The 11,988-nt window shown below is 67.9% G+C and carries 12 protein-coding genes; 2 read left to right on the top strand and 10 right to left on the bottom strand.

What is annotated here, in order from left to right:
* Window positions 1–148: 148 nt before the first annotated feature.
* The 4 genes from C1H66_RS18235 to C1H66_RS18220 form a co-directional block, all read right to left on the bottom strand.
* The gene (locus tag C1H66_RS18235; protein ID WP_102629303.1) at window positions 149–1,825 is read right to left on the bottom strand and encodes an AMP-binding protein; all 1,677 of its coding nucleotides are present in this window, start codon (window positions 1,823–1,825) and stop codon (window positions 149–151) included.
* Window positions 1,826–2,020: 195 nt separating this feature from the next.
* Window positions 2,021–2,818, bottom strand: coding sequence for a class II glutamine amidotransferase (locus tag C1H66_RS18230; protein WP_102629302.1), 798 nt, complete (start codon window positions 2,816–2,818; stop codon window positions 2,021–2,023).
* Window positions 2,811–4,664, bottom strand: a complete 1,854-nt coding sequence (locus tag C1H66_RS18225; RefSeq protein ID WP_102629301.1) for a VWA domain-containing protein — start codon at window positions 4,662–4,664, stop codon at window positions 2,811–2,813. The genes C1H66_RS18230 and C1H66_RS18225 overlap by 8 nt, the downstream gene beginning before the upstream one ends.
* A gap of 9 nt (window positions 4,665–4,673) precedes the next feature.
* The gene (locus C1H66_RS18220) at window positions 4,674–5,090 is read right to left on the bottom strand and encodes a hypothetical protein (protein WP_306417696.1); all 417 of its coding nucleotides are present in this window, start codon (window positions 5,088–5,090) and stop codon (window positions 4,674–4,676) included.
* Between the two features lie 90 nt (window positions 5,091–5,180).
* Here C1H66_RS18220 and C1H66_RS18215 point away from each other — a divergent pair, with 90 nt between their 5' ends.
* On the top strand, window positions 5,181–7,271 hold the full coding sequence (locus tag C1H66_RS18215; RefSeq protein ID WP_102629299.1) for a S9 family peptidase: 2,091 nt from the start codon (window positions 5,181–5,183) through the stop codon (window positions 7,269–7,271).
* A gap of 122 nt (window positions 7,272–7,393) precedes the next feature.
* Window positions 7,394–8,374: a cysteine synthase A gene (locus C1H66_RS18210; protein ID WP_102629298.1), complete on the top strand. Its 981-nt coding sequence runs from the start codon at window positions 7,394–7,396 to the stop codon at window positions 8,372–8,374.
* 6 nt (window positions 8,375–8,380) lie between these two features.
* Here C1H66_RS18210 and C1H66_RS18205 read toward each other — a convergent pair whose 3' ends face one another.
* The 6 genes from C1H66_RS18205 to C1H66_RS18180 all read right to left on the bottom strand — a co-directional run.
* Window positions 8,381–8,830: a YcgN family cysteine cluster protein gene (locus tag C1H66_RS18205; protein WP_102629297.1), complete on the bottom strand. Its 450-nt coding sequence runs from the start codon at window positions 8,828–8,830 to the stop codon at window positions 8,381–8,383.
* A gap of 113 nt (window positions 8,831–8,943) precedes the next feature.
* Window positions 8,944–9,255 carry a YcgL domain-containing protein gene (locus tag C1H66_RS18200; RefSeq protein WP_102629296.1) on the bottom strand — a complete coding sequence of 104 codons (312 nt, stop codon included), beginning with the start codon at window positions 9,253–9,255 and terminating at the stop codon, window positions 8,944–8,946.
* Entirely contained in the window at window positions 9,252–10,382 is a 1,131-nt protein-coding gene (gene rnd / locus C1H66_RS18195; RefSeq protein ID WP_102629295.1) for a ribonuclease D, read from the bottom strand. The genes C1H66_RS18200 and rnd overlap by 4 nt, the downstream gene beginning before the upstream one ends.
* Before the next feature lie 35 nt (window positions 10,383–10,417).
* Window positions 10,418–11,038 carry a recombination mediator RecR gene (recR, locus tag C1H66_RS18190; protein WP_102629294.1) on the bottom strand — a complete coding sequence of 207 codons (621 nt, stop codon included), beginning with the start codon at window positions 11,036–11,038 and terminating at the stop codon, window positions 10,418–10,420.
* 154 nt (window positions 11,039–11,192) lie between these two features.
* Window positions 11,193–11,519 (bottom strand): YbaB/EbfC family nucleoid-associated protein, encoded by a 327-nt coding sequence (locus C1H66_RS18185; protein ID WP_102629293.1) that lies wholly within the window; start codon window positions 11,517–11,519, stop codon window positions 11,193–11,195.
* 54 nt (window positions 11,520–11,573) lie between these two features.
* Window positions 11,574–11,988: DNA polymerase III subunit gamma/tau C-terminal domain-containing protein (locus tag C1H66_RS18180; protein ID WP_276308848.1), on the bottom strand; the 415-nt coding region annotated here is incomplete at its 5' end.

Raw genomic sequence — 11,988 nt, 5'->3', positions numbered from 1 at the left:
CTCCGGTGGGTGGGAGCAAAGACACTGCCCGCTCCGGAAGCCGGAACGGGCAGCTCATTGTAACGCCGTGTACCACGCGACGCCTAATCCGCGCCATTGGCATTGGCTATGGGATCGCCGCAGTCAGCCTATCGATGCGGCCGGCGGCTCAGGCCGGCGCCTTGCCCTGATCCTCGTCGCGCAACTGACGGCGCAGTACCTTGCCCACATTGGTCTTCGGCAGCTCGTCGCGGAACTCGACGAACTTCGGCACCTTGTAGCCGGAGAGCTCCTTCTTGCACCAGGCACGCAGGGCCTCGGCATCGAGGCTCTCGTCCCTGGCCACCACGAACAGCTTGATCGCCTCGCCGCTGGCCTCGTCGGGGACACCCACCGCGGCGGACTCGACCACCCCCGGATGGGCGGCCACGACGTCCTCGATCTCATTGGGATAGACGTTGAAACCGGAGACCAGGATCATGTCCTTCTTGCGATCGACGATGCGGATGTAACCGTCCTCCTGGAGTACGGCGATGTCCCCGGTATGGAACCAGCCATCGGCATCGATGGCCTTGGCGGTCTCGTCATCGCGATTCCAGTAGCCCTTCATCACCTGGGGGCCCTTCACGCAGAGCTCGCCGGGCTCGCCCAGCGGCAGGTCGTGGCCGTCGGCATCGGTCACCTTCACCGAGGTCCCGGCCACCGGCTTGCCGATGGTACCGAGCTGGATGGCGTCGACGGGATTGAAGCTGACGATCGGCGAGGTCTCGGTGAGCCCATAGCCCTCGGCGATGGCACAGCCGGTGGTCTCCTCCCAGCGCTGCGCCACCGCCTTGGTCAGCGCCATGCCCCCGGAAATGGTCAGGCGCAGCTGCGAGAAGTCGAGGCCACGGAAGTCCTCGCGGTTGCACAGGGCGTTGAACAGGGTATTCAGACCGATGAACCCGGTGAACCGGAGCCCCTTGAGCTCCTTGACGAAGTTGTCCAGGTCCCGGGGGTTGGTGATCAGGATGGAGTGGTTGCCGGTCTCCACCATGAACAGGCAGTTCACCGTGAAGGTGTAGATGTGATAGACCGGCAGCGGCGCGATGATGGTTTCGGCGCCGTCGGTGAGTGCCGGGCCGATGGCCTGGCGCGCCTGGAGCATGTTGGCGATCAGGTTGCGGTGGGTGAGCATGGTGCCCTTGGCAAGCCCCGTGGTACCCCCCGTGTACTGCAGCGCCGCGATGTCGTCGGCCCGGCGAGCGGTCTCCCTGTGGCTACGCCCGGCGCCCGTCTTGAGCGCCTGGCGGAAGGGCGTGGCAGCGGGCAGCGAGAAGCTGGGCACCATCTTCTTGACATACTTGACCACGGCATTGATCAGCTGCCGCTTGGGGAAGTCGTGCAGGTCGCCGAGCTCGGTGACCAGCACATGCTGGATGTCGGTACGATCGAGAACCTTCTCGAGCTTGTCGGCCATGTTGGCCAGGATCAGGATGGCCTTGGCACCGGAGTCCTTGAACTGGTGCGCCATCTCGCGTTCGGTGTAGAGCGGATTGGTGTTGACCACCACCAGGCCGGCGCGCAGGGCGCCGAACACCGCCACCGGGAACTGCAGCACGTTGGGTAACTGAATGGCGATGCGGTCGCCGGGCTGCAGGCCGGTCTCGTGCTGGAGCCAGGCGGCGAAGTCGCCGGAGAGACGATCGAGTTCGGCGTAGGTGAGGGTCTTCCCCATGCAGCTGAAGGCCGGCTTGTCGGCGAAGCGCTCGACCGAGGCATGGAAGACATCCATCACCGAGTCGTAATGGTCGAGCCCTTCCAGCTCGGGGCCGATCAGGATCGGGGCATTGGCGTGCTCGTTCATGAACGCGATCTCCTCGGTATCGTCGACGGCGTGCGACGGTTGTTGTTTTCCCGGTGCCATACGATATACCGCCACGGCAGCGCTGTAAAACGAACGATTGAAACAAACGTTTGCTCACGACACGCTGTCTCGCAAGGCTCCCTCTTGCAGGCTTCAAGCTGGCTCACGCCGACACGCCTGACAAGTCGCGGCTTTTCACGCTGGCACCCGGCCATGACGAGACACGATCTCGCCGGCCTTCCACACCAGCAGCTCGCCGGGCACCATGCGCACCCAGTCCTCGTTGTCGGTCAGCGGTTCGGTGGCGAGCACCGAGACGACATCGTCGGAAGTGGTGTGTTCGGCAAAGTTCACCGTCAGTTCGGCATCCGAGAGGTTCGCTCGGCCGAAGGGCGCACGCCGGGTGATATGGGCCAGCCTGGTCGAGCAATAGGTGTAGAGATAGTCGCCGTCGGCCAGCATCAGGTTGAAGACGCCGAGCCCGCGCAGTCGCTCGCAGAGCTGGTGCAGAAGGCGCCATAGCCCGCGGCGCTGCTCGTCATCGCCCGGCCGCTCGGGAAAGCGGCGGCGCAGCTCGCCGAGCAGCCAGCAGAAAGCGTGCTCGCTGTCGGTATCGCCCACCGGATGGTAGAACCCCAGTGGCAGCGTCTGCCAGCCGGTGAGCTGGCCGTTGTGGGCATAGCACCAGGGCCGCCCCCACATCTCGCGTACGAAGGGGTGGGTGTTGGCCAGGCGCACCTGGCCCACGTTGGCCTGGCGGATATGGCTGATGACGATGGTCGACTTGATCGGGTAGTCGCAGATCAGCCGGGCGATGGGCGAGCGAATCGACGGGTGTGGATCGCGGAAATCGCGATACCCCCCTTCCTCGTAGAAGGCGATGCCCCAGCCGTCGCGGTGGGGGCCGGTGCCGCCACCGCGATGCAGGAAGCCCGTGAAGCTGAAGCAGATGTCGGTGGGCACGTTGGCGCTCATGCCCAGCAGTTCACACATGAGGCTCCTCCCGACGGGCGACCCGCCGCCACCGCCGACGACGCCGCGCCAACAGCAACACCAGCATCAGCACCACCGCCAGCACCACGCCCGCCCAGAGTCGCGGGTCTCGCCCGTGGGACTCGGCCAGCCGCTCCAGCCCCGGGCGCCCTTCCTGCCACAGCTCCATGACCAGGCGTGGCAGGGCGTTGACCAGCGCCACGAAGCGATCGGCGGCATCGAGGGGCTCCTCCCCGGCCCCCGCGTCCAGGCCAGGATCGAGCTCCTCGCCGAAGCGCTCGGCGGCCAGCGTCGGGCCGGCCATGTCGGCCAGGTCGAGTCCGGTGCTGGCATCGGGATTTAGCAGCAGCCGCGGCAGGCGGAGCTCCCGGGTCTCGCCATCGAGCGTGATGCGTGCGGTGATCAACAGCGGCCGGCTGATGGCGTCGCCCAGCTCCGGAAGGGGCATGTGCCAGCGTCGCTCCTCCACGGCCTCGGCAGCCAGCGTCTCGCCCGAGAGCTCCCCCGAGAGCTCGGTGTTGTCGCGATCGAGGCGTGGATGCTCGGCGACCAATGCCACGCGGCCGGCCCGGGGCTCGTGCCTCGCGCCGATGGCGGGCAGGATGTTCACCGCCTGGATGCGCTGGCGATGGAAGTCCTCCCCCTCGGCGCGCAGCACCAGCCGCGCGCTACCGGTCAGGGCGGGGGCCGGCAGTACCCCGACGAAGCGCCCCCCCTGCTCCTCCAGGCGCACGGCGGCCTGGACACTGCCTTCCGGGTCGTAGAGCTGTACGCTCATGACGATCTCGTCGACCCCTTCGACAAGCGGCTCGCCTTCGCGCTCGAGCCAGGCCTCCAGCGGCAGCGGGAAGCCGAGGTAGAGGGTCGCCGGCAGGCTGCCGGTGTTCAGGGTCAGCGGCGCCACCACACTGATGCGGCTGTCGTCGCCGACCTCCCCTTCCAGGCGCCACTCGCCGGGCTGGGGGTCGGGGATGCGAATCAGGTCGAAGCGCGGCTCCACCTGCCAGTGGCTTCCTTCCGGACGGTCGTCGGCCCGATAGACGGTGCCATCGGGGGCGATCAGGCGCAGGGGCTCGCCGTCGGGGTCATGGAACAGCAGCGCCGAAAAGGACTCGACACCCGGGTCGATGATGAAACGCCCCTCTTCCAGCGGCACCTGGTCGGCGGGAAAGATGCGCTCGAAGATGTCGAGGAAGGCCCCGAGCAGGCTCTCGGGTGTCTCGACCATCGCCGGCAGGCCGCCGGTGAGCTGGGAGAGACGCTCCACCAGCGCCAGGTCGGCCTCCTCGGAAAAGGCGACACCATGGACCGCCACTCCCTCGGCGGCGAGCCGGGGCGCCAGGTCGTCGAGCAGCGTCTGCCGTGAGGCCCGGTCCACGCCTGGCTTGGCTCCGCGGGCCGGCGGCAGGTCGATCATGCCATCGGTGAGCAGGACCAGGTGGCGCCCGCCGTTGGCGTCGGGAGCCGCTGCCGTGCGCAGCGCGGCCTCGATGTCGGTGAACTGCTGGTATTCCACCAGGGCCGGCGACAAGGCCAGGGCCCGGCGACGCCACTCGGCATCCACGCTACCCAGCGGCAGGGGATTGTCGACTCGCTCGCCGAAGGTCCAGACCCCGGCACTGACGCCGCCCGGCAGCAGCGACACCAGCAGCTCCAGGGCGCTGGCACCGAGCTGGTTGGGGTCGTTCTCCTTCATGCTGCCCGAGACATCGATGATCACCCGCACGTCCGGCTGCTCCTCGACCTCCTGAGCCAGGCTTGGCCCCGCCGCCAGGCACAGTAGACCGGCCGCCACCAACAGCCCGCGGACTCGCCGTCTGCGCCTGTCCACCATCCACCAAGCCATCGTGGCTCCTTAGCCGATCATCGGCTCCCGACGCTCCCCGCCACCACCGCGGCGGGGAGGCATAGGCTCGTCATCCTCATCCATGTCGACGTATTCATGATGATGACGCCCCCGCCACCAGAGCAGCAGCCCCACCCCGGCCCCGGCCAGGCCGCCCGCGACCAGCAGCAGCAACGCCGGCACCATCACCGAGGCATTGCGCTCCAGGAACGCAACGGCAGCCACCATCACCGCCGGCGCGAAGCCGGTATAGAACTCGCCCTCATCGAGCAGCGGCAAGCGGAAGCGTGCCGGCACCCAGATCATGCCGGCCACCAGCCAGGTGATCACCAGCCGTGGCAAGCGTGGCAGGAAACCCAGCCCCAGGTAACCGGTCAACACCACCACCAGCGACAAAAACCCGTAGCTCATCCATAGTAGGGACATCGAATCTGTTATCGGCATCGATACCTCGCAGCCCGTGCGTCCCGCGACGCACCGTCTTGAAAATGTTCTAAGTATGGTACATCCCGCGCAATGAAAGCACAGCCGCCCCATGACAATCTCCAGCGTCCAGACGACTCTCCCGTGGCCCGCTTCCGTCGCGCCGACGACCCCGAGTGGCACTGGCTGGAGAATCGAGACGATCCGGAGGTGGTCGCCTTCCTGGAGGCGGCCAATCGCGAATCCGCGAGCTGGTTCGCCCCCCTGGACGAGCTGGTGGAGCGACTCTATCACGGCCACCTGGCTCGCCGTGAGCTCGCCGTTCATGGCCTGCGCACGCCGCTGGACCACTTCACCTACTGGAGCGAAACCGCGGTGGATGCCGACTATCCGGTATGGTGGCGCCACCCCAACGGTCGCGACGACGCTGCCGAGATCTTCCTCGACCTGCAGGCCCGCGCCGAGTCCCACCACTTCCTCGAGCTGGGCGACATGGCGCTGTCGCCGGACGAGGCCTGGCTCGCCTGGACCGAGGACACTCGCGGTGACGAGACCTTCGCGCTCTTTCTCAAGCGCCTGCCGGACGGGGAAGCGGTCAAACTGCTCGAGGAGATCGGTCCCGAGCTCACTTGGGCCGAGGACAACCAGACCCTGCTGTTCACCCGCTACGACGCCACCCAGCGACCGGAAAGCATCTGGCGGCTGCCGCTGACGGAAGGGACGGACGGGGCCACCGAGGCAGGGGAGCCGACCCTGATACTGCGCGAGAAGGACCCGGAGTTCTGGCTGGGTCTGGGCAAGACCCGCTCCCGGGAGTGGCTGGTGCTGGAGAGTGCCTCCAAGGACACCAGCGAGTGCCACCTGGTGCCTGCCCGGCAACCGGCGACCGCGCCGCGCTGTTTTCGTGGCCGCGAGAGTGGCGTCGAATACTCCCTCGACCACCGCCCCGGCCATTTCTATGTGCTGCACAATCGCCAGGCGCCCCACTTCCGGCTCGACGTGGTGGACGAAGCCGACCCGGCAGGCGACTGGCGGCCCATGATCGCCCACCGCCAGGAGGAGACCCTGGAGGGCGTCGATGCCTTCAGCTGGGGGCTGGTGATCAGTGCACGCGACCATCACGAGGCACAGGTGTACCTGCGCATCCTCGAGCTGGACGACGCGGGTGTCATCGGCCGGGACGAACGCCTGCCACTGCCGGAGACGCCCTGCAGCCTGGCGCTGGGCGACTCGCCCCACTTCGATTCACGGCGCCTGCGGCTACGCGAAGAGTCCTTCATCCTGCCGGTGACCTGGCTGGAACACGACCTGGACAGCGGCGAACGCCGTCTGCTCAAGCGCCAGCCGATCCATGGCGACCTCGCGCCGGAGCAGCTGGCCTGCGAGCGACTCTGGGCCACGTCCCACGACGGCGAACGGATTCCCGTCTCGGTGGTGATGCGCGCCAACCTCGCCGGGCACCCGCTGCCTACCCTGCTATACGGCTACGGCGCCTACGGCGAGGTGCTCGACCCCTGGTTCTCGGTGGCCCGGCTGGAATTGCTCGCCCGGGGCATGGCCTTTGCCGTGGCCCACGTTCGTGGCGGGGGCGATCGCGGCGAACCCTGGTACCTGGCCGGCAAGCTGGAGTACAAGGAGAACAGCTTCCGCGACTTCCTGGCCGCCCGCGACACCCTGGTCGAGAACGGCATCAGCGATGGCGAGCAGATCGCCGCCTATGGCGCCAGCGCCGGCGGCCTGCTGGTCGGTGCCAGTCTCAACCTGGCGCCCGAGGCCTTCTGTGCGGCAGTGCTCGATGTCCCCTTCGTCGACGTACTGCGCACCATGGAGAACCCCGATCTGCCCTTGACCACTGCCGAGTACACCGAGTGGGGCAACCCCGATGAACCCGATACGCGCAAGCGTATCCGCGCCTACTCGCCGCTGGACAACCTCTCGGCTCAGCCCTGGCCCACGGTCTTCCTGCAGGGCAGTTGGCACGACACCCGGGTGCCCTACTGGGAACCCGCCAAGCTCTACGCCAGGCTGACCGAACTCGGCACCGCCCGCGGTCCCGTGCTGCTGCGCACCGACATGGCCGCCGGCCACGGCGGGGCCTCGGGACGCTTCAAGGCCTGGCACGACAACGCCCGTCAGGATGCCTTCATCCTATGGGCCCTGGGGCTGGAGTCGCGAGAGGGCTGAGCGCGTCCCCGGGAGTGACGCGGCGCCCGTGGGATGCCCCGGTCGGGGTGTGGCGCCGTCGCCGTGCCGCCATGCCCAGGGTCCATACTGTCCAGGAACACCCTCAGGAGCGGGAGGTCCCGATGGACGACCGTATCTGCACGGGCTTCGCCGGGGCGGTGGGGCATACGCCGCTGATCCGCCTGGCGCGCTTCTCCGCCGAGAGCGGCTGCGACATCCTCGGCAAGGCCGAATTCATGAACCCGGGGGGCTCGGTCAAGGATCGTGCCGCGCTCTATATGGTCCTCGACGCCGAACGTCGGGGGTTGCTCGGCCCCGGGGGGACCGTGGTGGAGGGCACGGCCGGCAACACCGGCATCGGCCTGGCGCATATCTGCAATGCCCGCGGCTACCGCTGCGTGATCGTGATACCCGAGACCCAGAGCCAGGAAAAGATCGACCTGCTGCAGACCCTCGGAGCCGAGGTGCATGCCGTCCCCGCCAGGCCCTACCGCGATCCCGACAACTACCAGAAGATCGCCGGGCGCATGGCGGCGGACATGGACAACGCCATCTGGGCCAACCAGTTCGACAACGTCGCCAACCGCCAGGCCCACTACGAGACCACCGGTCCGGAGCTCTGGGAGCAGACGGGGGGACGCCTCGATGCCTTCGTCGCGGCCACCGGCACCGGCGGCACCCTCGCCGGGGTCAGCCGCTATCTCAAGGAGCGAGGTCACGCTGTTCGCTGCATTCTTGCCGATCCCAGCGGCAGCGGCCTGTACCGTTACGTCACCACCGGCCAACCGGAGGTGGTGGGCGGTGACTCCATCACCGAGGGGATCGGCAGTACCCGGGTGACCACCAACCTGGAGGGTGCGCCGCTCGATGATGCCGTGATGATCGACGACCAGGAGGCCGTCACCACGGTCTACCGCCTGCTCCACGAGGAGGGGCTCTTCCTGGGCAGCTCCTCGGGGCTCAACGTGGCCGCCGCCCTGCACGTCGCCCGGCAGCTGGGCCCGGGCCACCGCATCGTCACGGTGCTGTGCGACGGCGGGGGGCGCTATTACTCGCGGCTGTTCAATGCCGAGTGGCTGGCCGGCAAGGGGTTACATGCCTAGCGCCCCTCAGCCGTCGATGGGCAGGATGGCGATGATGTGGTCCTCGAGCTCCTCTTCGGGGACCTCGCCCTGGGAGACGGCGAAGCCGCGCACGCTGATGCCCTTGCGGTGGACCCGTTCCGGGTCCCCGCAGATCAGCGGATGCCAGCCGGCGAGCTTGCGCCCCTCGGCAAGGCGGCGATAGGCACAGGACTTCGGCAACCAGCGAAACTCCTCGATGCGTGCGGGGGTGAGCTGGGCGCAGTCGGGCACCTTCGCGAAGCGGTGCTCGTAGTCGCTGCAGCGGCAGCCGTGGATATCGAGCAGCCGGCAGGCGACATTGAGCACCGCCAGATCACCGCTCTCCTCGTCCTGGAACTTGAGCAGGCAGCACTGGCCGCAGCCGTCGCACAGCGCCTCCCACTCCTCGGGGGTCAGCTCCTCGAGGTCGAAGCGCTCCCAGAACCGGTCTCTCATGATCTCTCCTGCGCGACGCGGGGCGCGGCTGGGTGTCGAGGCACGATGCAGCGAGTTTCGCGCGGCGTCGGGCGCGATAAAAGCGAGTTTCGCGCGGCGTCGGGCGCGATAAACTAGTAGCGAGCCTCGGTGGGCGTGCGATAGAGGTCGAGCAGGTACTCCTCCTTGGCCGGCGGCATCTGCAGATAGAACCCCTTGTCGCGAATCGTCGCCATGACATCGACCGCCCTGGCCCGGCCCAGCGTCTTCTCCGGGGTGAGGATCAGGGTCATCGCCGGGAGCGGCTTGCCGAAGCGCTCGAGCAGCGCCTCGGGTACCTCGCCGAGCCCCTGGCGCTTGTCCACGTAGAGATACATCTCGTCCACGCGCGGGCTCTTGAAGACCTCGCACAGCAGCTTGTCACCCTTCATTCGATCGTCATTCATCCGGCTTGCACCTCGTCCAGGGCCACTCTCAGGCCCGCATTCAACCGCTCGCCGCGCCAGCCGCCGGGCAGCGGCAGCGGCTGCTGCTCGAGATCGGCGGTCACCAGCGCCTCCAGGTCGCGCCGGCGCATCAGTACCTCGGGGGCCAGCCCCAGCGCCTCGGCCTCGGCGTGCACCACTCGCTTGAGGGCCTTGAGACGCCGCTTGAAGTCCGGCGCCATCGGCGAGGGCATCGCCGGCGGCAATGCCTGCTCGTCGACATGCAGCGCTTCGCGCACCAGGGTCAGCAGCTCATCGCCTTCGCGCTTGACCAGCGGCGGCTTGACGCCCTCGACCTGGGCGAGCTCGAAACGGTTCTCGGGCAACCGCTCGGCGATGGCGTAGAGCAGGCGGTCGTTGACCAGCCAGCCCCGCGGCACGTCGCGGCGACGGGCCTCTCCCTCGCGCCAGGTGGTCAGCCGCCGATAGGCCTCGATCTGGCGCGGTGCGAGCCGCCACAGCTGGCGATTGCGCAGGTACCACTGCCCGTCGGCGGCATCGCTGCGCGCCGCCTGGGCGACCATCTCGCGACAGTCGGCCTCGAGCCAGGCCATGCGGCCCTGCCGTTCGAGCGACTCGCGCTGGTGCTCCCACACCTGCACCAGGTAGACGACGTCCAGGGCAGCATAGCTCAGCTGGGCGTCACTGAGCGGGCGCAGCAACCAGTTCGAACGGGTCTCGTCCTTGGGCAGGGTCTCGCCGGTCCAGTGCTGCACCAGACGCTGGTAGCCCATGGAGGGGTCCTCGCCGAGCAGTCCCTGGGCGAGCTGGGTGTCGACCAGCGGTGCCGGCGGCACCCCGGCCCAGTGGGCGAAGACCTCGAGGTCCTCGCTGCTGGCGTGCAGCAGCTTGAGCGGCCCCTCGCGGAGCAGGCGCCGGAAGGCGTCGGTGCATTCGACCTCGAGCGGGTCGACGACGAAGGCCGGACCGCCGGCGGAGAACTGGATCAGCGCCGGCACCGGGTGAAAGGTGTTCTCGCGGAAGAACTCGGTGTCGAGTGCGATCACCTCGGCCCCGGCCACCTCGGCGCAGGCGGCGTCCAGGGCGGCGGGGGTATCGATCCAGCGAATCTCGGGGGTCAGGGGCATGCGGTATCCGGCAGGCTAGAGGGCAAGAAAAAGGGTCAGTCACCCTGGAACGGCAGGCGACCGTTGAAGGCATGACTCAGGGTGCCGCCATCGACGTACTCGAGTTCGCCCCCCATGGGCACGCCATAGGCCAGGCGCGAGAGCTTCACGCCCCGGGACGCGAGCCGGGCGGCGATATAGTGGGCGGTCGCCTCGCCCTCCACGGTGGGATTGGTGGCGAGAATCACCTCCTCGATGCCCCCCTCGGCCGCCTCGCTCCCAGCTACCAGGGCCTCGAGCTGGTCGAGGCCGATGTCCTCGGGGCCGATGCCGTCCAGCGGCGAGAGGTGGCCGTGCAACACGAAGTAACGCCCGCGATAGCCACCGGCCTCCTCGATGGCCAACTGGTCGGCCGGGGACTCGACCACGCAGAGTACGCTGTCGTCGCGCCGGGGGCTATTGCAGAGCGCGCAGACATCTTCCTCGGTGAGGGTGCGGCAACGCCGGCAGTAGCCGACCGCCTCCAGCGCCACGCCCAGCACCTCGGCCAGGCGGCGGCCACCGTCACGGTCGCGTTCGAGCAGGTGCATGGCCATGCGCTGGGCGGTCTTGGGGCCGACGCCGGGCAACACCCGCAGCGACTCCATCAGTCGATCGACCAGGGGAGAGAAGCTCATGGCAAGCCTCCGGCTAGCTCCAGGATAAACGTAGGCGAGCGATGATCAGGCAAGGCAAAAAATCCTCGAAAAAGCGGAGTTTACACGATAGTAAATGAGCATTTTGAGGGATTTTTTAACGCTGCATGATCGAGCGCAGTCCGTTTATACGGAGCTAGAAGGGCATCTTGAAGCCCGGCGGCAGGTTCAGGCCGGCAGTCGCCTCTTCCATCTTCGCCCGGGAGCTGGCCTCGACCTTGCGCACCGCATCGTTCACCGCGGCAGCCAGCAGGTCCTCGAGCAGTTCCTTGTCCTCTTCCATGACGCTGGGGTCGATGTCGACCTTGCTGACGTCATGGCGGCCATTCATGGTCACCTTGACCATGCCGGCCCCGGCCTCGCCCTGGACCTCGGCCTTGGCGACCTCCTCCTGGACGCGCTGCATCTTCTCCTGCATCTCCTGGGCCTGCTTCATCAGGTTGCCCATTCCGCCCTTCATCATGGGGGATTCCTCTCGCGTGGTAGTGTGAATGCTGCCGTGATCGGGTGCGGCGCGTCAGCCGCGTGCCTCGGCATCGGCGGGCTTGACCGTGGATTCGATCAGGCGGGCGCCGAAGGCCTGCTGCAATTGCTGTACATGCGGGTCGTTGCTCAGGGCTTCAACCGCCTCGGCATGGCGCTCGGCGGCCAGGCGCTCGGCCTGCAGCCTGGGGGTCTCGATGCCCTCGGGCAGCGGGCCCTCCTCGACGCTGAGGCGGCGCTCGATGCCGGCCCCCGCCAGTGCCCGGGTGATCCGTTCCACGTGCACCTCGGCGTTCATCGCCGAGAGCGCCGGGTCGAGCCGCAGCGACAGCCGCTCGCCGTCGTCGGCTTCGACAACGCAGTTCGCCGCCAGGTTGCGGGTCAGGCCGCCGAGCCCCAGTGACTCGAAGCGAGCCAGCCAGCCGGCATGGTCGAGGGGCCCGTCGACT

Origin of the sequence: Halomonas heilongjiangensis, from assembly GCF_002879645.1 — a bacterium.
Taxonomy (GTDB): Bacteria; Pseudomonadota; Gammaproteobacteria; order Pseudomonadales; family Halomonadaceae; genus Halomonas; species Halomonas heilongjiangensis.
This window is presented reverse-complemented; position numbering and strand designations above follow the sequence as displayed.